This is a genomic window from Mycoplana sp. BE70, assembly GCF_031455855.1.
Lineage (GTDB): Bacteria > Pseudomonadota > Alphaproteobacteria > Rhizobiales > Rhizobiaceae > Mycoplana.
On sequence record NZ_JAVDTM010000006.1, the window covers coordinates 61014 to 81852 of the forward strand.

13 protein-coding genes are annotated in these 20839 nt (G+C 63.9%); 5 read left to right on the forward strand and 8 right to left on the reverse strand.

Annotation, left to right across the window (positions count from 1 at the left end; genetic code table 11):
* The first annotated feature begins 1 nt into the window (after position 1).
* Positions 2 to 1426, forward strand: a complete 1425-nt coding sequence (locus J2Y48_RS12460) for a HAMP domain-containing sensor histidine kinase (protein ID WP_310418011.1) — start codon at positions 2 to 4, stop codon at positions 1424 to 1426.
* 36 nt (positions 1427 to 1462) lie between these two features.
* Entirely contained in the window at positions 1463 to 4420 is a 2958-nt protein-coding gene (locus J2Y48_RS12465) for a bifunctional [glutamine synthetase] adenylyltransferase/[glutamine synthetase]-adenylyl-L-tyrosine phosphorylase (RefSeq protein WP_310418015.1), read from the forward strand.
* 24 nt (positions 4421 to 4444) lie between these two features.
* Here the strand turns inward: J2Y48_RS12465 and J2Y48_RS12470 are convergent, their stop codons facing one another.
* Together J2Y48_RS12470 and pepN are read right to left on the reverse strand one after the other, a co-directional pair.
* Positions 4445 to 6790, reverse strand: a complete 2346-nt coding sequence (locus J2Y48_RS12470; protein ID WP_310418018.1) for an ATP-binding protein — start codon at positions 6788 to 6790, stop codon at positions 4445 to 4447.
* A gap of 190 nt (positions 6791 to 6980) precedes the next feature.
* Positions 6981 to 9629 (reverse strand): aminopeptidase N, encoded by a 2649-nt coding sequence (gene pepN, locus J2Y48_RS12475; RefSeq protein WP_310418022.1) that lies wholly within the window; start codon positions 9627 to 9629, stop codon positions 6981 to 6983.
* A 260-nt stretch (positions 9630 to 9889) separates the two neighbouring features.
* Between pepN and J2Y48_RS12480 the strand changes: the two genes are divergently transcribed.
* Both J2Y48_RS12480 and J2Y48_RS12485 read left to right on the forward strand, forming a co-directional pair.
* Complete coding sequence (locus J2Y48_RS12480; RefSeq protein WP_310418025.1) at positions 9890 to 12193, forward strand: xanthine dehydrogenase family protein molybdopterin-binding subunit; 2304 nt, start codon at positions 9890 to 9892, stop codon at positions 12191 to 12193.
* Positions 12194 to 12417: 224 nt separating this feature from the next.
* Complete coding sequence (locus J2Y48_RS12485) at positions 12418 to 13356, forward strand: DMT family transporter (RefSeq protein WP_310418028.1); 939 nt, start codon at positions 12418 to 12420, stop codon at positions 13354 to 13356.
* 38 nt (positions 13357 to 13394) lie between these two features.
* Here J2Y48_RS12485 and J2Y48_RS12490 read toward each other — a convergent pair whose 3' ends face one another.
* The 6 genes from J2Y48_RS12490 to J2Y48_RS12515 form a co-directional block, all read right to left on the reverse strand.
* Positions 13395 to 14678: an MFS transporter gene (locus tag J2Y48_RS12490; protein WP_310418031.1), complete on the reverse strand. Its 1284-nt coding sequence runs from the start codon at positions 14676 to 14678 to the stop codon at positions 13395 to 13397.
* A gap of 390 nt (positions 14679 to 15068) precedes the next feature.
* Positions 15069 to 15212: a hypothetical protein gene (locus tag J2Y48_RS12495; RefSeq protein ID WP_310418034.1), complete on the reverse strand. Its 144-nt coding sequence runs from the start codon at positions 15210 to 15212 to the stop codon at positions 15069 to 15071.
* Positions 15213 to 15277: 65 nt separating this feature from the next.
* Positions 15278 to 15454, reverse strand: a complete 177-nt coding sequence (locus J2Y48_RS12500; RefSeq protein WP_310418037.1) for a hypothetical protein — start codon at positions 15452 to 15454, stop codon at positions 15278 to 15280.
* A gap of 197 nt (positions 15455 to 15651) precedes the next feature.
* Positions 15652 to 16548, reverse strand: coding sequence for a uracil-DNA glycosylase (locus J2Y48_RS12505; protein ID WP_310418040.1), 897 nt, complete (start codon positions 16546 to 16548; stop codon positions 15652 to 15654).
* A 119-nt stretch (positions 16549 to 16667) separates the two neighbouring features.
* Positions 16668 to 17456 carry an SDR family oxidoreductase gene (locus tag J2Y48_RS12510; RefSeq protein WP_310418045.1) on the reverse strand — a complete coding sequence of 263 codons (789 nt, stop codon included), beginning with the start codon at positions 17454 to 17456 and terminating at the stop codon, positions 16668 to 16670.
* Positions 17457 to 17578: 122 nt separating this feature from the next.
* Positions 17579 to 18868: an Hsp70 family protein gene (locus J2Y48_RS12515; protein WP_310418048.1), complete on the reverse strand. Its 1290-nt coding sequence runs from the start codon at positions 18866 to 18868 to the stop codon at positions 17579 to 17581.
* 289 nt (positions 18869 to 19157) lie between these two features.
* On the opposite strand from J2Y48_RS12515, the gene J2Y48_RS12520 reads away from it, so the two are divergent.
* A complete protein-coding gene (locus tag J2Y48_RS12520) occupies positions 19158 to 20822 on the forward strand; it encodes an electron transfer flavoprotein-ubiquinone oxidoreductase (RefSeq protein WP_310418050.1) in 1665 nt (554 codons plus the stop codon).
* Positions 20823 to 20839 lie beyond the last annotated feature (17 nt).

The following is a 20839-nucleotide window of genomic DNA, read 5'->3' on the forward strand; positions in this document are numbered from 1 at the left end:
AATGCGCTCGGGGTTCTCCACGCTCTTCCGGACCACGGCGGTTCGCCTTTCCGCCCTCTACATCCTGCTCTTTGCCGCCTGCGCTGCCTTCCTGGTGTTCTACGTGACATCGATGTCGGAGGGCCTACTGAAGCAGCAGATGCGGGAAACCGTTTCGATCGAGGTCGGCGAAATCAAGCAGATGTATGCCGCCGGCGGCATGAATGGACTGCTCAGGACACTCGAACGGCGAGCGCGCCAGCCCGGCGCCAACCTCTACGTCATCGCCAGCCCGACAGGAGAGATCCTTGCGGGCAACGTGTTTTCACTGCAGCCAGGCGTGATGGACCAAGAGGGCTGGACGCAAACGTCCTTTCGCTATCAGCGCTTCGAGGATGAGGGCAGTTCGGAGCGTCACGTTGCGCGCGCGGAGGTGTTCCTGCTGGACAACGGCTTGCGAATTCTCGTTGGCCGCGATCTCGGCGAGCCGGAGAATTTCCGCGGCCTGGTGCGGCAGGCGCTCGTTGTGGCGCTCGGCATCATGGGCATCGGAGCATTGGCGATCTGGTACCTGATCGGCCGCAATGCATTGCGGCGCATGGACCGTATGTCGGACGCCAGCCAACGCATCATGGACGGTGATCTGACACAGCGCCTTCCAGTCGGCGGCTCCGGCGACGAATTCGATCGCCTTTCGGAATCGCTGAATGCGATGCTCGAGCGGATCGAGAAGCTCAACGAAGGGCTTCGTCAGGTTTCCGACAACATCGCCCACGACCTCAAGACGCCGCTCACGCGCCTGCGCAACAAGGCGGAGGCGGCCCTTGCCGGTAATGCGAGAGTGCCCGACTACCGCGAAGCCCTGTCCGAGATGATTGCGGAATCCGACCAGCTGATCCGCACCTTCAACGCCCTTCTGATGATCTCGCGGGTCGAAGCCGGTTCGGCAGTGGCGGAGATGGGGCCTGTCGACCTGACCGAGATCGTGGCGGATTGCGTCGAGCTCTATGAGCCTGCGGCAGAGGAGGCCGGCCTGTCGGTCACGTCCGAGATTGCTGCCGGGATCAAGATCACCGGCAACCGCGAACTGATCGGCCAGGCGCTCGGAAACCTGCTCGACAATGCGATCAAATACGCCGAGGGCGGGCCGGATGCGCATATCAGGGTCAGCCTCGCGCGGGCCGGCGAAGGTGCCATGGTCGCTGTGGCCGACAATGGTCCCGGTATTCCCCCGGAGCACCGCAGCGATGTTCTGAAGCGTTTCGTTCGGCTGGACGGGAGCCGCACCAAGCCCGGCACCGGCCTGGGCCTGTCTCTGGTGGAGGCGGTGATGGAAGTGCATCATGGCCATCTGGAGCTCGGAGCCACCGCTTCGGATGATGGTGAGCGCGGCCTCACGGCAACGATGCATTTTCCCTTGACGCTGGCGGGCAGAGGCGGGGCCTGATAGACGGTGGAGGCATAAGCGCATTCAGGGGGAACGATGACCTTTGCCGAGACCACACGCCTGGGCGACATCGAGACGTCCCCGATCCGAGTGCCCAGCCAAACGGAAGCCAAGGCGACACTCTCGGATCTGAAGGACATCGCACGCGCACATTCCGACGTGGCGGAACTTCTCTCCTCCGAAGGGGCGTTGAAGGACTTCGTCGTCGCTGCACTCGCGCTCTCGCCCTATCTTCGCGACACGGCGCGGGTCTGCCCGCAACTGCTTTCCCTGGCGATCAGCGAGCCCCTTTTGCCGCAGATCCGTCAGGCGGTTTCCACTGCGCGCCGGGCATGGGATCCAACACTTCACGAAGATACCAGCGAGGCTGCGGTCATGGCGCGGTTGCGTCAGGCCAAGCGCAAGGTCGCCTTCCTGACCGCGATGGCCGACCTCGGCCGGCTGATCGACGGCCGGCAGACCACCCGATTGCTGAGCGATCTTGCCGAGGCCGCCGTATCGGCGGCGGTCGACCATCTGCTGCTTTCAGCCGATGCTGGTGGCAAGCTGAAACTGAAGGACGCCGCGCGGCCGAGCCAAGGCTCCGGGCTGATCGTGCTTGGCATGGGCAAGCTGGGCGCGGCCGAACTCAACTACTCCTCCGACATCGATCTCGTCGTCTTTTTCGATCCGCAGGCCGACGTGGTGGTGGACCGCAGCGAGGCGACGGAGACCTTCGCGCGGCTCGTTCGCCGTCTGATCCGGATCATGCAGGAACGGACCGCCGATGGCTATGTCTTCCGGACCGACCTGCGACTGCGGCCGGATCCGGGCGCGACCCCGCTGGCGATCACCGTCGATTCAGCGATGCTCTATTACGAAGGGCGCGGGCAGAACTGGGAGCGAGCGGCCTTTATCAAGGCCAGGGCGATTGCGGGTGACGTCGATACCGGCGAGCGGTTCCTGAGGGAACTTACGCCGTTCGTGTTCCGCAAATACCTGGATTACGCGGCGATCGCCGACATTCATTCGATCAAGCGCCAGATCCATGTCCACAAGGGGCATGGCGAGATCGCCGTCAAGGGACACAACATAAAGCTCGGGAGAGGCGGCATTCGCGAGATCGAGTTCTTCGTGCAGACGCAGCAATTGATCGCCGGCGGCCGGATGCCGGCATTGCGGCTGCGCGCGACGGAGCCGATGCTCCGGGAGCTTGCGAGCGCCAACTGGATCGATGAAGCCACCTGTGAGGAACTGACCGAGGCCTACTGGTTCCTGCGTGACGTCGAACACCGCGTCCAGATGGTGCGCGACGAGCAGACGCATCTACTGCCGGACACCGAAAGCGAGCTGAAGCGCATCGCCTACATGATGGGTTTTGCCGACACGGCGGAATTCTCCGCTGCACTCGTGAACGTGCTGAAGACGGTCGAGCGGCGCTATGGCGCATTGTTCGAACAGGAGGCGAAGCTTTCGACCGACGGCGGCAACCTGGTGTTCACCGGCCAGCGCGATGACCCGGATACGCAGGAGACGCTGCGCAAGCTCGGCTTCGAGCGGCCTGAGGCGATCTCGCAGACGATCCGAACCTGGCACTACGGCCGCTACCGGGCCACGCAGTCCGTCGAGGCGCGAGAGCGGCTGACCGAGTTGACGCCGGACCTCTTAAGGGTCTTTGGCCAAAGCAAGCGGGCGGACGAGGCGCTGCTGCGCTTCGACCACTTCATTTCCGGCCTGCCGGCGGGGATCCAGCTCTTTTCCCTGCTCGGCAACAACCCGCGACTGCTGTCGCTGATCTTCAACATCATGTCGTCTGCGCCGCGGCTGGCGGAGATCATCGCCGCCCGGCCGCATGTGTTCGACGGCATGCTCGACCCCACGCTCCTAGCCGAACTGCCGACGCGCAGCTACCTGGCCGAGCGCATCAAGGGGTTCGTCGCCGGCGCGCGACACTACGAGGACATTCTCGACCGGCTGCGCATCATTGCCGCCGAACAGCGTTTCCTGATCGGCATCCGCCTTCTCACCGGAGCCATTGGCGGGCGGCAGGCTGCGCGTGCCTTCACCCACGTGGCCGACCTGATCGTCGAGGCGGCACTGGAGGCGGTGAGACGAGAGATCGAGACGGCGCATGGGGCCTTCCCGGGCGGGCGTGTGGCCGTGGTCGGCATGGGGAAGCTCGGCAGTTTCGAGCTGACGGACGGATCCGACGTCGATCTGATCCTGCTCTACGACTATGACGGATCGGCCGCGACCGAGTCGGTCGGTCCCAAGCCGCTCGACGCCACCCGCTATTACGCGCGGATGACGCAGCGACTGATCTCGGCCCTTTCGGCGCCCACCTCGGAGGGCGTGCTCTACGAGGTGGACATGCGGCTTCGGCCCTCCGGCAACAAGGGGCCGGTTGCGACCCGCATTGCCTCCTTTGCCAAATACCAGGAGGAGGAGGCCTGGACTTGGGAGCATATGGCGCTGACCCGCGCCCGCGTCATCTGCGGCGACGAGGGCCTGGCAAGCGAGGCGCAGTCGACGATCCGCCAAATCCTTGATCGCCAGCGGGATGTTGCCGCAATCGCCAAGGACGTCGGCGAGATGCGCGCCTTGATCGAGGAAGAAAAGGCGCCGAGGGACATCTGGGACCTGAAGCTGATCCCGGGCGGACTGGTGGATATCGAGTTCATCGCGCAGTTCCTGATGCTGGTTGCGCCGGCGCGCCGTGTCGGCCTGCCGGAACAGGCGCTTCCCACCGCAGAAGCGCTCTCCGCCGTTGCCGGCGGGCAGCTGGATGTCAATGACCTGGAGATCCTCGAACAGGCTCTGCGGCTCTATACGGAGATTTCCCAGATCGTGCGGCTCTGCATCGCCGGGCCGTTCGATCCGAAGGAGGCGCCCGCGGGACTGATCGATCTCGTTTGCCGGGCTGGAGATAGCCCGGACCTGCGCACGCTCGATAGCGAGATCCGCCGTCTGTCGAAGGCCGTGCGGCGGATCTTCCAGGCGACGATCAAGGCCTGACCTAGCGCGGTCAGGTCTGAGAGTTCAGGCGCGGGTCTTGCCCGGCAGGATGACGACGCCCCGATCGGGAATGCGCACGGAGATGATCGTGCCCTTGCCCTCCTCGGAGAAGATGCGCATGCTTCCCCCGTGCAGCCGGGTCAGCGATCGGGAGATGGCAAGCCCGAGCCCCGAGCCGCCCTTGCTCTTGGCATATTGACTCTGCACCTGCTCGAACGGCTGGCCGATCTTGGCAAGGGCTGCCTTCGGGATGCCGATGCCGGTGTCGGCGATTGTCACGGTGACAGCGCCGTCGCGCTTCTGTGCCCGCACCCTGACCCTGCCGCCGTCATTGGTGAACTTCATGGCATTGGAGAGAAGGTTGAGCAGGATCTGCTTCATCGCCCGTCGGTCGGCGATCAGCGAAAGGCCAGACGAGACCTGCTGCTCGACACGGATGTCCTTTTGTTGCGCCTGCACGGCGGTGAGGCGCAGGGTCTCGTCCACCAGCGGCGCGAGGTCGATCGCATCGCAACTGATGCGCATGTGTCCCGCCTCGATCTTGGACATGTCGAGAATGTCGGTGATGACGTTCAGGAGATGCCGGCCGCTTTCATGGATATCGCGGACATACTCGTCGTACTTCTCCGAGCCGAGTGGACCGAACATCTGGTTCTGCAGGATCTCCGAGAAGCCGAGGATCGCGTTCAGCGGCGTGCGCAGCTCGTGCGACATGTTGGCGAGGAATTCGGATTTTGCCCGGTTCGCGGCCTCGGCGCGCTCCTTCTCGGCCTGATAGTTCGCGTTGGCGACAGAAAGCTCCGACGTCTGCCGTTCAAGCTTGGCGCGCGAGGCGGAAAGATCGCCGATGGTGGCGACGAGGCGGCGTTCGGACTCGCGCAGGCGCACCTGGTGACGCTTGATCATGCTGATGTCGGTGCCGACCGAGACGAGGCCGCCGTCGTGGGTGCGTCGTTCGTTCACCTGCAGCCAGCGCTCGTCGGCAAGCTGGACCTCGGACGTCTGGGAACTGTTGGTGCGGTTGGCGTCGGCGATTCGGCGGGCAATCACCGGCCGGGCCGCCGCGGCGAGCACGACGATGCGTTCGGTTCCGGGGACCAGCACTTCGTCCGGCAAACCGTAGGCCTGCTGATAGTGTGCGTTGCACATGACGAGGCGGTCGTCCTTGTCCCAGAGGACAAATGCTTCCGACGTGCATTCGAGCGCGGCCGCGAGCCGCTGATCGGCCTCCTGGTAACGCTCAGCGAGTCGATGCTGCTCGGTCACGTCCATGGCGATACCGATCATGTGCGCCCGGCCGGACGACATGCGGATCAGCTGTGCTCGGGCGCGAAGCCAGACGTAGTGCCCGTCGGCGTGGCGCATGCGAAACACCTGGTCCACCTGGCGCGCCTCGCCCTTCGCCACCGCGCGGGCAACCTGGTAAATGCCGTCGTCGTCCGGATGCATCAACCTGGCCGCCTCGCCGAAGGACAGGTAGTTGTCGCGCGGCGTCATGCCCAGCATTTCGTACATGGAGCGCGACCAGAACAGTCGCCTGCCAGACAGGTCGAAGTCCCAAAGACCGCTACGGCCGCGCGCGAGCGCAGTCTCGACCCGCAAGTTGGACTCGGCGAAGATCGCATCCGCATCGCGCGCACGCTTCGACTGCAGGAAGTAGGCATAGAGGGTGAAGCCGAGGATGGCCGAGATTCCGGCAAAGAGCGTGACGTTCAGCGACAGTTCGCTGCGCCACTGGGCCTCGACCCCGTCGAGCGGGCTGGCGACGATCGCATAGCCTCCGCCCTTGGAGCCGTCTATGATCGAGAAATAGTGTTCCACATCGCCGATGCGGGCCTGCATGACCCCGGACGGCTCGTCGAAATACTGGGCGGCGGCGACGTCGGGCGCGACCCGCGCCACTGACATGCCGACGAAGCCGGCGCCGGAAAGCGAACTGGCGAAGATGCGGCCGCTCTTCTGCACGAACAGCACCAGGGCTCCCTCGGGAAGCCGGTCTTGCGGCAAGTGCGCGGTGAGCGCGCGCTCGACCTCGTTGCGCTGACCGTCGGAAAGGGCGCCTTCGTCTACGGAAAACACCGCACCCACGGCGACAGCCATCAGCGCCGTGCCGTCACGCACACCTGCATCCATGCGCTGATGCTCCAGCAGGATGCCGGCCAGCCGTGAAATGCCGACCACCAGCAGGAAGGCGACGATCAGGATCGGGAGCGAGCGCTTGAGAACCGGCTCCGCACGCGACAGGCGCAACGTCGCCGGACCGGCGAAGATCCGGGCGTGACCCGCCAGATTTTCGTCCCAGGCTGCCACACCTGAAAATTTGAGACGAATCCGCCCCTCGGCTGCGCGTCCCCGTTGCGCGTCCGCCATATCCAACACCCTGTTCCGTCTTGGTGATTCGGCAAATCGCCCGTCCGAATCTAAGCTAATGAATCATTCGCGATTCGCCTTGTCCAGAGGAAAGGTAAGGGTTTCTTAACCAGTTTTGAGGGTTGAGAAGTCATAGTCCGGCGGCGCCCTCCGCCGCCGGCTACGCTTGCATGTGCTTTCGCGCCGCTTCTCAGCCGTTCAGCATCCGCTCGACGATGTCGGCGACGTCGGCGGAAAGCTTCTCGCCGGCTGCAATCTGTCGCAGCGCGTTCATCGCATGCTCGGCACGCACGCCCTCCAGAGAGCGCCAGGAGCGCATCGATGTGAGGATGCGGGCGGCCAGTTGCGGATTCTTCGGATCGATCTGAAGGATCTGCGATGCCAGGAAGCGGTAGCCCTCGCCGTCGAGGCGATTGAAGCCGGTCGGATTGGAGAAGGCAAAGGTGCCGACCAATGCGCGCACGCGATTCGGGTTCGCTGCATTGAAATGCGGGCTCTGCATCAGCTGCTGCACTCGACCCAATGCGCCTTCGCCAGGTATCGTCGCCTGGATCGCGAACCACTTGTCCAGGACGAGCGCGTTCTCGGCGAAGCGCGCACGGAAGGTCTCGAGCGCCGCCTGCGTTTCCTCCGCCTCGGGGAAGCGATGGGCGAGCACCGTCAGTGCTGCGCTCAGGTCCGTCATGTTGTCTGCGCCGGCAAAGGCTTGAGCGGCCCGGGCCGGCTGGCCATCGGCGATGGCGAGATAGCCCAGGGCGGCATTGCGAAGCGCCCGATGGCCGGCACTTGCCGCATCCGGCGTGAAGCTGCCCTTCCTGTCGTGGCGGTCGAAGAGCGTGGTGAAAAGTGCTGCCCCTTCGCTCGCCAGGAAGGCGAGGACGGCTTCGCGGCCGGCACGGATCGCGTCGGGATCGTTGTTGCTGCCGAGTTCGCGAGCGATGTCCGCCTCGCTCGGCAGCGCCAGGATCTGGGCGCGAAAGGCCGGCTCCAATGTCTCGTCTGCGGCGATCTCGATGAGCGTGTCGGACAGGAGCGAATTCACGGCAATGGCCGTGCCGGCGCGTGCGTTGCGCGACGCCTCCACCAGGTTCGGCAGCGCGAGGTCGTTCAGCGCCTGCCAGCGCGCGAACAGATCGCGGTCGTGCCGGCCGATGTGGGCGAGATCCGCGGGTGTGTGTTCGAAGTGCAGGTTGATCGGCGCGGAGAAGTCACGGTTGAGGGTGACGACCGGCCGGGTTGTGAGTCCGGCGAAGCTGGCGGTTAGCTTGCGCTCGGTCAGGTGCAGGACGTCGCCAGTGACTTCGGCACCGTCGATCGAGGTCGGCGTCGCTTCGCTTCCGTCGGGGAGAAGAAGCCCGAAGCGCAGCGGGATATGCATCGGTTCCTTGGCGGATTGTCCCGGCGTCGGCGGCACCATCTGCTCGAGCGACAGCGTGAAAGTTCCGTTGGCTTGATCGAAGGCGCCGCTGACGGTGACGAGAGGCGTCCCCGCCTGGTGGTACCAGAGCGAAAACTGGCCAAGGTCGCGGCCGCTGGCGTCCTCGAAGCACTTGACGAAGTCCTCGATTGTCGCCGCGTCTCCGTCGTGGCGCTCGAAATAGAGGTCCATGCCCTTCTTGAAGAGGTCGCGCCCAAGGATGGTGGCGATCATGCGGGTGACCTCGGCCCCCTTCTCGTAGACCGTCGTGGTGTAGAAGTTGTTGATCTCGCGATACATCGTCGGCCGGACCGGGTGGGCCAAGGGGCCGGCATCCTCGGGGAACTGTTCCGACTTCAAATGCCGCACCTCGGCGACGCGCTTGACGGCGCGCGAACGCTGGTCGGCGGAGAACTCGTGGTCGCGATAGACCGTCAGCCCTTCCTTCAGGCACAGCTGGAACCAGTCGCGGCAGGTGATGCGGTTGCCCGTCCAGTTGTGGAAGTACTCGTGCGCGATGATCGCCTCGATGTTGGCGTAGTCCGCGTCGGTCGCGGTTTGCGGATCGGCGAGCACGTACTTGTCGTTGAAGACGTTGAGCCCCTTGTTCTCCATCGCCCCCATGTTGAAGTCGGAGACGGCGACCACCATGAAGATGTCGAGGTCGTATTCGCGGCCAAACACCTCCTCGTCCCATTTCATCGAGCGCTTGAGAGCGTCCATCGCGTAAGTCGCGCGCGGCTCCTTGCCATGCTCGACATAGATCTTCAGCGCGACTTCGCGGCCGGACATGGTCGTGAACGTGTCCTCGACCACGCCGAGGTCACCGGCGACGAGGGCGAAGAGGTAGCTGGGCTTGGGATGCGGGTCGAACCAGGCGGCGAAGTGCTTGCCCTCGCCATAGCCGGCGCCGCCAAGGAAGTTGCCGTTCGACAGCAGCAGCGGGCAGCTTTCCTTGTCGGCGATGATATTGACAGTATAGACGCAGAGCACATCCGGCCGGTCGTAGAAATAGGTGATGCGGCGGAACCCTTCGGCCTCGCACTGGGTGCAATAGATGCCGTTCGTCCGATAGAGGCCCATCAACTGAGTGTTTGCTTCCGGGTTGATCACCGTGTCGACGGTGATCTCGAAGGCGCCCGTTTCCGGCAGGTTGCGGATCGTCAGCGTGTCGTTCTCTTCGGTGAACCTTTCCGGCTCCATGGGCATGCCGTCGAACAGCAGGCCGGTCATCTTCAGTTCGTCGCCGTCGAGGACCAGCGGAGCGTCAGGAGCGGCGCCTTCCCGTCGATGGAACAGCATGCGCGATGTGCACTTGGTTTCGGTCGGATCGAGTTCGAAGGTGAGGTCGACGCGTTCAAGAACGAAGTCTGTCGGGCGGTAGTCTGTCAGATGGATGATCCGGCCGCTCTCAGTGCGCATGGTATGTCCTGTTCGTGTCCTTCAGTCTGTCCCGTTTTAACGCAACTGGACAAGGGGAAAAGGACGGATTGGTCTTAGGCTCGCTCTTTTGATATGGGTTGTGACTTAACATCTCATTGCCACACGCGCGGGTGTTCCTTTCATTTTGAGGAATAATGCCGTGGTGCCTCTCGACATTTTACGAGCGTGACCTAACATTTGCACGAGATGACGGCGCGCCGTCGCGACCGCTTTTGGCAAAACCTCAGGACACGACCGGCATGACGATCGCTACACCGAAATTCGGAGTGGGGGCCTCCGCGCTGCGCAAGGAAGATCTCCCCCTGCTCAAAGGGGAAGGCTCCTATACCAGCGACATTGCGCGTCCGGATGAATTGCGCGGGTACGTGCTGCGCTCGCCGCATGCGGCCGCGACGTTCGAGATTATGTCGCTTGACGCCGCACGAGAGGCGCCCGGCGTCCACCTGATCCTGACGGCGGACGACATCCCCGATCTCGGCGACGTGCCATGCCTTGCCCGGATCGTGCAGCCGGATGGCAGCAAGCATGACGTGCGCAATGCCCCCGTGCTCTGCCGCGGCCGCGTCCGCCACGTCGGCGATGCCGTGGCCTTCATCGTCGCCGATACGCAGGACCAGGCCGAGGACGCCGCCGAACTGATCGAACTCGACTGGCAGATGGAAGAGGCGAATGTCTCGCTCCGGGCGGTTGCCGCAGGCGACGCCGTGCCGCTGGTATGGCCGGAACTCGGCACCAATCTGGTCTACGAACATCAGACCGGCGACCCGGCACCGGTGGCAGAAGCGTTTGCGAAGGCCCACCGTGTCACTGAGATCGCGCTCGTCAACAACCGTCTCGTCGCCAACTACATGGAGCCGCGCGCAGCACTCGGCGAATGGGACGCGGCAAGCAAGAGCTTCACGCTGACCAGCGGCTCGCAGGGCGTCCATGGGGTGCGCGGTTCGCTCGCCGGGCACGTCTTCCGCATGCCGCCCGACAAGATCCGCGTCATCACCCCGGACGTCGGCGGCGGCTTCGGCACCAAGGCCTTCAATTACCGCGAGTATCCGCTGGTGATGGAGGCCGCCCGTCGGCTCGGACGGCCGGTGAAATGGGTCAGCAGCCGCGCTGAGCATTTCCTGGCCGACTCGCATGGGCGCGACAGCATCGTGCATGCCGCAGTTGCCATGGACGAGGACGGCAAGATCACGGCGCTGCGTATCCGGATGGATGCCAACATGGGCGCCTATCTCTCGCAGTACGGGCCGATGATCCCGACGATGGCGGCGATCATGGCAACGGGCGTCTACGACATTCCGCTGCTCGACATGCACATCTGCGCCTTTTACACCAACACCACGCCCGTCGACGCCTACCGTGGCGCCGGGCGGCCGGAGGCGGCCTACGCGATCGAGCGGCTCGTAGACAAGGCGGCGCGCGAAACCGGCCTGTCGCCGGCGGAGTTCCGGCGCCGCAACTTCATCCGGCCCGAACAGTTCCCCTACAAGACCCAAGGCGGACGGCTCTATGACGTCGGCGAGTTCGACGGCCACATGACCAAGGCGATGGAGCTTGCCGATTGGGACGGTTTTGCCGCGCGCGCGGACCAGAGCGCGGCGAGGGGGCTGATCCGGGGCATCGGCATGTCGACCTATGTCGAGGCCTGCGCCTTTGCCGGCTCCGAGCCCGCCAAGCTGAGACTGAACGGCGACGGCACCATCACGCTCTTCATCGGTACGCAGACGAACGGGCAGGGGCACGCGACTGCCTACAGCCAGTTCATCGCCGACAAGATCGGCATCGACTTCGACAAGATCATCGTGCGCCAGGGCGATACGGCCGAATTGGAGAGGGGCGGGGGAACCGGTGGTTCGCGCTCGATCCCGCTTGGCGGCGTTTCCGTTGCCGCCGCCAGCGAAGGGTTGGCCGAGAAGATGAAGCGCATCGCCGGCGACGAACTGGAGGCTGCGGCCGAGGACATCGAACTGGTCGCTGGCGAGGCGCGCGTGGTCGGCACCGACCAGGCGCTGAGCTTTGCCGGGATCGCTGCTGCAGCGAAATCCGAGGACGACCTGATTTCCGTCTCCGACATCGTGCAGGACGAGGCCACCTATCCGAATGGGACCCATATCGTCGAAGTCGAGATCGATCCCGATACGGGCCATGTCGATATCGCCAGCTACCAGGTCGTCGACGATTTCGGGCTGACAGTGAACCCCATCCTCCTGCTCGGCCAGGTGCATGGCGGTATCGTCCAGGGAATCGGCCAGTGCCTGAACGAGGAGACGGTCTATTCACCCGAGGGCCAACTCCTGACCGCGACGCTGATGGACTACGGCCTGCCGCGCGCCGAGGGACTGCCGTTCTTCCGCTTCGACACCCGCAACGTTCCCTCGACGACGAATGCGCTCGGCATCAAGGGGGCGGGGGAGGCCGCGACGATTGGTTCCTGTCCCGCGGTGATGAATGCGGTCGTGGACGCCCTGTTTCGCGCACGCGGCATCGACCACATCGACATGCCGGCGACGCCGCAGAAGGTTTGGGCGTTACTGAACGGCGGCTGAGCCGGCCGCGTCGGATCGCCCGAGCAGCGATTGTGTATCCTCTCATCCAACGGGCTTGGCGCGCTTTCTCGGAAAGCCAAAGGAGCAGCGAGAGCATCAAAAGCTGTGCTGCCGCATCACGAATTTTGATCCCTCTTTCACGAATGCGGCGCTAGTATCGGCGGACATGATTTGCCTCGCATGATCGATGCCGGCCTCCGGCCACGGAAGAGACTGACTTTCCCATGGAATTCGCCGAACAGCAGCCGATGAAGGCGATTTTCCTCAAGGTCTCCTCGGTGGTGATCTTCGTCTGCATGTCGACGCTGATCAAGGCGGCCGGCAAGGATATCACCACCGGCCAGATCACCTTCTACCGTTCCGCCTTTGCCATGGTGCCGATCGTGCTGTTTCTCGCAGCGCGCGGGGAACTCGTTGCTTCCTTCCGCACGCGCAACCTGCCGGGCCATCTGGCGCGCGGCTTCGTCGGCATCGTATCGATGAGCTTCGGCTTTTACGGACTGATCCATCTTCCACTGCCGGAAGCGATCGCGATCGGCTATGCCATGCCCCTGATTGCGGTAATGATTGCAGCAGTCTTTCTCAAGGAGACGGTCGGGATCTATCGCTGGTCGGCGGTGCTGGTCGGGTTGCTCGGGGTCTCGATCATCACCTTTCCGCGCCTGACGCTGTTCGGCGAAGGCGCGGTCGGAATGGCGGAGGCACTCGGGGCTGCGGCCGTTCTTGCCTCGGCGACGCTTGGCGCCGTTGCCATGGTGCTTGTGCGCAAGCTGGTGCAGACGGAGAAGACGCCGACAATCGTGCTGTATTTCTCCTTGTCGGCCGCCGTCTTCTCGTTGGCGACGCTGCCCTTCGGCTGGGTGGAGCTCAGTGGAATGGCGCTGACGCTGCTGGCACTTGCCGGTTTCTGCGGCGGCGTCGCGCAATTGCTGCTGACGGCAAGCTACCGTTACGCCGACGTCTCCACCATCGCCCCGTTCGAGTACACGTCGATCGTGCTGGGCATGATGTTCGGCTACCTGCTTTTCGACGACATTCCCACGCTGACGATGCTGGTTGGCACGACGATCGTGATTTCCGCAGGCATCTTCATCATCGTCCGCGAGCACCGGCTCGGCCTGCAGAGAAAGGCCGCCCGCCGGCATCTGACGCCGCAGGGGTGATGGCGCTCACCGGGGTTCCTTGCGGGGACTGCGCGCGCTTACGCCTTGTTCCACTGCGGCGTGGTCGTGTCCTCGACAATGTCGCTTGCACCATCAGCAGGCGAAGCCACGACGGCGGCCTCCGCCCCGACCGGCTGCACCGGCATCGCGCGGAAATCGGTCTTGGCCACCATGCCGCTCGCTGCGTCGCGACGCATGATCCGCCATGCGGCATAGCCGCCGTAGAGCGCAAAATACAGGGTGAAAACGGCAAACAGTGAACTCGGCCCGAACCGGTCCATGATCGGCCCAACCATCAGCGGGCCGGAGATCGTGCCCACGCCGTAGACGATCATCATTCCGGAGGAAACCTCGACGTATTCGTCCGGCTTGGCGAGATCGTTCGCATGCGCCACGTTCAGCGCGTAGATCGGAAAGATCACCGACCCGACCGCAGCTGCCATGACATAGAGCACGGCCGGCGAACTGCCCTGCGCGGCCATCATAGCAAGGCACGAGACGACGCCGACGAGGCCGCACGCGACCATCACCAATCGCCGGTCCATGCGATCCGAGGCGCGTCCGATCGGGATTTGCGACAGCGCGCTGCCGACGAGAACGGCAGCAAGCAGTGTCGCGCCCTGTGCGGTCGTCAGCCCGATCCGTTGAGTAAAGACGCCGCCGAGGTTGAGCCAGCCCCCGGAGAGCGCCCCGGCCAGGAAGGCGCCAACGACGGCGACGGGGGAGCGCCTATACAGCTTGAGCACATTGAAGCGTGCCTGCGTGGGGGGCGCGGGCAGCGGTGACGAGGTCAGCGCCGTCGGAAGCAACGAGACGGAAAAAATGATGGCGCACAGGATGAACAGCGAGGTGTTGGTCGGATCGCCGAGCGGTACCAGATACTGGCCGCCAATGCCGCCGACCATGGTGGTCATCACGTACAGCGAGAAGATCGAGGCGCGGTTCTCGTTCGTCACCCGTTCGTTCAGCCAGCTCTCGATGATGAGGTAGCTGCCGGAAATGGCAAAGCCGGAGATGGCGCGAAACAGCATCCAGGCGCGCCAGTCCACCACCAGCGAGCAGAGAAGGATGGCGGTCGAAAGCAGCGTCACCAGCGCCACGAAGACGCGAACATGGCCGACCGCCAGGACAAACTTCGGCGTGACGATGCACGAGACGGTGAAGCCGAGCGTGTAGCCGGTGGCGATCCAGGTGATCGTCTGCGTCGACCAGCCCTCCGCCACCGAGCGCACGGGGATGACGTAGCTCTGCAATCCGAACGCCACCATCATCAACAGCGTGGACACAAGGAGGCTCACGAAGGGGACGAGACTCGTCAGCATGAATATTCCGAAGGAGATTGCGCACGCCGGGATGGCATAGACGGACAGGACGAGTGTGGCTGTTAAACAAGCTCGTTGACGCTGTCCATTGCGACAATCGTTGACGCAAACGAAGGGGCGCCGAACCGCTGCCCGGAATGCTGACGGAGTGGCTGTCCTAACGGAGCGCGCCCTCCTTGCGTCACCCCGGAAACTGATCCGGGATCCAGCACCGTCGCTTCTGCGGTGCTAAAGAGTATTTTGTTGCTCAAACAGGCTGGATGCCGGATTAGGTCCGGCATAACGGACCAAATTGGCGCTGCCAAAATGAAGGATTGGAGCAGGGCTTTGTCAATAAACAAAGGGGCGCCGAAGCACCCCTGCTTTTGCTTTCCATGGGCCGCTGCTCGGTCAGTTCGGCATGAACGCCTTGAGCGGATCGCGCCGCTGGGCCGCATCGGGCGGCAGCGAGACGAGCACGTTGTATTCGCGTGCGGCGTTCACTGCGGCGCGAATGTCCTGCAGGTCCAACATGAGTTTGCGCAGTCGTGTCATCGTAGGACTCCGGTCCGTTCTCGGCGAAAGGTTCGGCCGAATGGCGGTCTTTCGTTGTCCGCGCCTCAGCGCTGGATGAAGTCGGCGTAAATGCTCGCGGGGCGATTGATGCGGGCGTAACCGGAGGCGGTCAGCTGTTCAACAGCCGGAGCACGCAAGCCACCGAAACCATTGGCCGGACGGAAGCCGACATAGCGCAGCGTCTCGAAGCTCGAATGGATGGGGCGAAGGCGGGCAGTCATGATTCGATATCCTTAATCTGTCCTCCCGGTCTGCATATCGCAGTGCAGCATGAATATTGCAATGCGACATTGTGCCCAGCTGACATGCGCAATTTTCATGGCTTCGGTCACTTCAGGTTCATCTATCTACGCGAATCGAACGGCTCGGATGCGTTCGAGCAACCATCACGAAATGGTGGAAGCGCCGCCGCTCTGTGTCACCCGGATTGGTCGACTGACGATATGGTCCCGGCGCGGAAAGCAAGCAGGTCCTGCCAGGCAAGCCGCTTGCTGATGGGCGCCGCGGCCAGATCCTGCGGATGCAGTGTGGCAAATGCCGGGATCGTTCGTCCGCCGACGACGACCTCGCGCCAATCGCCGCGCAACTGGTGAATGGTCTGCGTTCCGCCGAAGAAAAAGCGGGCAGAGAAATTGCCGAAGATCAACAGGTGGTTCGGCTCGGCCAGCTCGATTTGACGTTCGATGAAAGGCCGGCAGATGTCGCTTTCCGCTGCCGACGGCACGCGGTTGCCGGGCGGGCGCCAGGGGATGATGTTGGTCAGAAGCGCGTCGGCGCGGCTCAAGCCAATGCCGCCGAGCATGCGGTCCAGCATCGCGCCCTGTCGCCCGGAGAAGGGTAACCCCTCGCGGTCGTCGTCCGCATTGGGCATCGGCCCGATCACCATGACCGCCGGTCGCGGATTGCCCTCGGCGAAGACCAGACCGCGGGCGCTGTTCTTCAGGTTGCAGCCGGTGAAGGCTTCCATGGCCGTCTTCAGTTCCGCAAGCGAGCGGGCGCTGCTTGCGACAAAGGCGGCATCGGCGACGGCTTGGCTGTCCGGAATGGCGACAGCGGGTGCGACCGGCGCCGGCTCGCGGCGTGTCGGCTGCGCCCCCCTGCCGGAGGCGTTGTCGGTTCGCCTGGCCGAACCGCTTTCGGAACGAGCGGCAGTGTCGGCCGCGCCTTGCCGGGCCGCGTGCGCGGCGCGCATTGCCTCGAATTCCGCGATCCGGTCGATCGCCTTGTCTTCGAGCAGCCACTCCACGCCCGCGTCCGCGTGAAACGCGAGCAGGGCGGCCAGTTCGGCGGCGTCGAGGTCGGAAGCGGAGATCATCCTTTAGCCATACAGGAATGACATCGGCGGCGGCAAGCCATGGCATTGCTGCGGCGTTTTTCGCAGTTGATATGCAGGCCGTCGGGTGCGCGTTCGATCAGCGCCCGGGGCAAACGGTATCAGACGGAGCGGGCCGCGCCGCCGTCACAACGAATGATGCTTCCGGTGACGTAGCTTGCCGGCTGGCTGCACAGGAAGGCCGCCGTGGCCGCAAACTCTTCGACGGTGCCGTAGCGGCGCGCCGGGATGGCCTGTTCCGATTCGGCTTGCACCTCTTCGACCGACTTGCCGCTGCGCTGGGCCGCGGCGGCATCGAGGCTCTTGAGCCGATCGGTGAAAATGCTGCCCGGCAGGAGCAGGTTGGAGGTGACGCCGTATTGGGCGACTTCGCTCGCCAGCGTCTTCGACCAGCCGGCCAGTGCCGGGCGCAGCGTGTTGGAAAGCGCAAGGCCGGGTATCGGCTCGATCACGCCGCCCGATGCGACCGTCAGAATGCGGCCCCAACGTTGCTGCTTCATCTCCGGCACGAAGCGGTTTGTCAGGGTGATCAGCCGCAGCACCATCGCGTTGAAGTAGTTTTCGAGCAGTTCGGCCGACATGTCCTCGCTCGATCCCGGCGTCGGGCCGCCGGAGTTGTTGACGAGGATGTCGAGCCCGCCGAGCTTTTCCGCGACGGCTGCGACCAGCGTCTCGACGACGTCGCCTTCAAAAAGGTCGGCCTGGGCAAAGGAGGCCCTGCCGTTCCCCTCGGCGTTGATCGCCGCGCAGTTGCGGGCCAGTTCGTCGGTGTTGCGACCGCACAGCAGCACATCGGCACCCTCGCGTGCCAGTGACACGGCTATGCCGCGGCCCAGTCCGCGCGAGGAGGCCAGCACCAATGCCCGCTTTCCCTTGATGCCGAGATCCATGTCTGCCCTCCTTGCTGCCGTTGCAAATGCTCTTAGCGCGCACATTTCTGGCCGAAAACGGCCTTGCTTGAAATCGTGCAACATTTCAAAGTGTTATATCAACGACTTTTCCCGGCGGATGGTCAAGAGAGCTTGGCCGTCCAGTCGGCGATATCGTCGCGCTCGCCGATCAATGCCAGCCCGTGGGCGATCGACAGCAGTTCTCCGCCGCTCTCGATCCGGTCACGGGCGAAGCGTTGCTCGAACAGCCGCCGCACCGCCGGGACGAACGAGGTGCCGCCGGTCAGGAACACCTTGTCGATGTCGCCGCTTTCGGTGTTGGTCTTGGCGAGCACGTCGTCGAGCGCATCCTCGATCCGCTCCAGTTCGGGAGCGATCCATTGCTCGAAGTCGGACCGAAGGACGGTCCGCGTGGCCTTGTCGCCGAGCGGGCCGAAGGAAAATTCCGTCTCCTCGGCGGTGGAAAGGCGCATCTTCGTCGCCGACACCGCCTGATAGAGCGGATAGCCCTCGTCGTGCTCGATCAGATCGACGAAAGCCTCCAGCTTTTCCGGCTCGAGGCTGACCCGCACCAGTTTCTTCAGTTCGGCGAAGTCGCGCAGCGTCTTGAAGATCGACAACTGGTTCCAGCGCCCGAAATTCGCATAGTAGCCGGAGGGCACTTCGAGCAGCTTGTCGAAGCTCTTGAACCGCGTGCCCTTGCCGATGACAGGCGAGACGATGTTGTCGATGATGCGGAAATCGAAATTGTCGCCGGCGACGCCGACGCCGGAATGGCCGAGCGGGGTCGCCGTGAGCCGCCCGGCATGGCTTTCGAAGCGGATCAGCGAGTAGTCGGTGGTGCCGCCGCCGAAATCGGCGACGAGCACGGTGGCATCGCGGTCGAGGTTGCGGGCGAAGTAGAAAGCGGCGGCGACCGGTTCGTAGACGTGGTGGATCTCCGGAAAGCCGAAGCGGGTCAGCGCCGCGTTGTACCGCTCAGTTGCCAGCGCTTCGTCCGGGTTGCTGCCGGCAAAGCGCACGGGGCGCCCGACAACCACGCGTCCGGCTTGGCCGTCGAAGGCCGCACCAGCATAGTCCCGGAGTCGCGACAGGAAGGCATGCATGATGTCTTCGAACTGGTAGCGCTTGGCAAAGACCAATGTGCCCTGGAACAGCGGCGAGGCAGCAAACGTCTTGATCGACTGGAGGAAGCGGCATTCGCCGGGATTGTCGATGAACTGGGCGATCGCCGCCTGGCCGGCCTCGAAGGAAAGTTCGTGCGCGTTCTTCTTCAGGAAGGAGAGGGCCGTCCGCAACGTGTCGGCTTCGCCAACCGGCGTGTCCAGTCGCACCGACTGCGTCGATGTGCCGCAGGCAGTCGCCAAAACCGAATTGGTGGTGCCGAAATCGAGGCCGAACGCGGTCGTCATGAGCTATCCAATGCGGGAAAGGGCGGAGGGGCGCGCCTCCTCCCATGGCGGGCGGGCAAAAGCAAGGCGGATCAGCCGCACGAAGTACATTTTGCGGTCGGCGTGCGACGATCGGTAATGGCATTTTTCGGCCGCAATGAGCCGATTTGCCTGTTGCCGCATCATCTTATGCACAAATGCGATGAATGAGTGTCGCAGCTTGGCTCGACAAGACTTTGTGCATTTGTCATGAGAAAATCCAACACATGGTTGGCTGTCGGGGGACGGCTGAATCTGGAGGCAAGATAAGATGACTGAGGCGATGGACCTTCCCGAGCGCGAGAGCATGGAATTCGACGTGGTGATCGTCGGCGCGGGGCCTGCCGGCCTGGCTGCGGCGATCCGGCTGAAGCAGGTCAATCCGGAGCTGTCGGTCGTCGTTCTCGAGAAGGGCGCCGAAGTCGGCGCGCACATCCTGTCCGGCGCCGTCGTCGATCCGATCGGCATCGACCGGCTGCTGCCGGGCTGGCGCGAGGAGGCCGATCATCCTTTCAAGACCCAGGTGACGGACGATCAGTTCCTGCTTCTCGGCCCCGCCGGCTCTGTCCGTCTGCCGAACTTCGCCATGCCGCCGCTGATGAACAATCACGGCAACTACATCGTGTCGCTCGGCAACGTCTGTCGCTGGCTTGCCACCCACGCCGAGGCGCTGGGCGTCGAGATCTATCCGGGCTTTGCCGCCACCGAAGTGCTCTACAACGACGAGGGTGCGGTGATCGGCGTCGCCACCGGCGACATGGGCATCGGCCGCGACGGCGAGCCGGGGCCGAACTACACCCGCGGCATGGCGCTGCTCGGCAAGTACACGCTGATCGGCGAGGGCGTGCGCGGCTCGCTCGCCAAGCAGCTGATTTCCAAGTTCGATCTGCAGAAGGACCGCGAGCCGCAAAAATTCGGCATCGGCCTGAAGGAACTCTGGGAAGTCAAGCCGGAGCACCACAAGCCGGGGCTCGTCCAGCACTCGTTCGGCTGGCCGCTCGGCATGAAGACCGGTGGTGGCTCGTTCCTCTATCACCTGGAAGACAACCTCGTCGCCGTCGGCTTCGTCGTCCACCTGAACTACAAGAACCCGTGGCTCTACCCGTTCGAGGAGTTCCAGCGCTTCAAGACGCACCCGGCGATCCGCGGCACCTTCGAGGGCGGCAAGCGCCTGTCTTATGGCGCCCGCGCCATCACCGAGGGCGGCTACCAGTCGGTGCCGAAGCTGTCGTTCCCCGGCGGCGCATTGATCGGCTGTTCGGCCGGCTTCGTCAACGTGCCGCGCATCAAGGGCAGCCACAACGCCGTGCTCTCCGGCATGCTCGCTGCCGAGAAGCTCGCTGACGCGATCGCCGCCGGCCGCGCCCATGACGAGCCGGTCGAGATCGAAAACGGCTGGCGCGACAGCGCGATCGGCCAGGACCTGAAGAAGGTCCGAAACGTCAAGCCGCTGTGGTCGAAGTTCGGTACCGCGGTCGGCGTCGCGCTCGGCGGTCTCGACATGTGGACCAACACGGTGTTCGGCTTCTCGTTCTTCGGCACGCTCAAGCACGGCAAGACCGATGCCGCTAGCTTGGAGCCGGCGGAAAAGCACCAGAAGATCGACTATCCGAAGCCGGATGGCGTCCTGACCTTCGACCGTCTTTCCTCGGTGTTTTTGTCGAACACCAACCACGAGGAAGACCAGCCGATCCACCTGCAGGTGAAAAACCCGGAACTGCAGAAGACCTCGGAACTCGATGTCTTTGCCGGGCCGTCGACGCGCTACTGTCCGGCCGGCGTCTACGAGTGGGTGCAGAAGGACGGCCAGGACGTCTTCGTCATCAACGCCCAGAACTGCGTTCACTGCAAGACCTGTGACATCAAGGACCCCAACCAGAACATCAACTGGGTGCCGCCACAGGGTGGCGAAGGGCCGGTTTATCCGAACATGTGATGTTCAGTCCGGCCCAT

Coding starts and splice junctions, on each gene's coding strand:
- J2Y48_RS12460 (WP_310418011.1), top strand. CDS start 2: ATGCGCTCGGGGTTCTCCACGCTCTTCCGGACCACGGCGGTTCGCCTT.
- J2Y48_RS12465 (WP_310418015.1), top strand. CDS start 1,463: ATGACCTTTGCCGAGACCACACGCCTGGGCGACATCGAGACGTCCCCG.
- J2Y48_RS12470 (WP_310418018.1), bottom strand. CDS start 6,790: ATGGCGGACGCGCAACGGGGACGCGCAGCCGAGGGGCGGATTCGTCTC.
- pepN (WP_310418022.1), bottom strand. CDS start 9,629: ATGCGCACTGAGAGCGGCCGGATCATCCATCTGACAGACTACCGCCCG.
- J2Y48_RS12480 (WP_310418025.1), top strand. CDS start 9,890: ATGACGATCGCTACACCGAAATTCGGAGTGGGGGCCTCCGCGCTGCGC.
- J2Y48_RS12485 (WP_310418028.1), top strand. CDS start 12,418: ATGGAATTCGCCGAACAGCAGCCGATGAAGGCGATTTTCCTCAAGGTC.
- J2Y48_RS12490 (WP_310418031.1), bottom strand. CDS start 14,678: ATGCTGACGAGTCTCGTCCCCTTCGTGAGCCTCCTTGTGTCCACGCTG.
- J2Y48_RS12495 (WP_310418034.1), bottom strand. CDS start 15,212: ATGACACGACTGCGCAAACTCATGTTGGACCTGCAGGACATTCGCGCC.
- J2Y48_RS12500 (WP_310418037.1), bottom strand. CDS start 15,454: ATGACTGCCCGCCTTCGCCCCATCCATTCGAGCTTCGAGACGCTGCGC.
- J2Y48_RS12505 (WP_310418040.1), bottom strand. CDS start 16,548: ATGATCTCCGCTTCCGACCTCGACGCCGCCGAACTGGCCGCCCTGCTC.
- J2Y48_RS12510 (WP_310418045.1), bottom strand. CDS start 17,456: ATGGATCTCGGCATCAAGGGAAAGCGGGCATTGGTGCTGGCCTCCTCG.
- J2Y48_RS12515 (WP_310418048.1), bottom strand. CDS start 18,868: ATGACGACCGCGTTCGGCCTCGATTTCGGCACCACCAATTCGGTTTTG.
- J2Y48_RS12520 (WP_310418050.1), top strand. CDS start 19,158: ATGACTGAGGCGATGGACCTTCCCGAGCGCGAGAGCATGGAATTCGAC.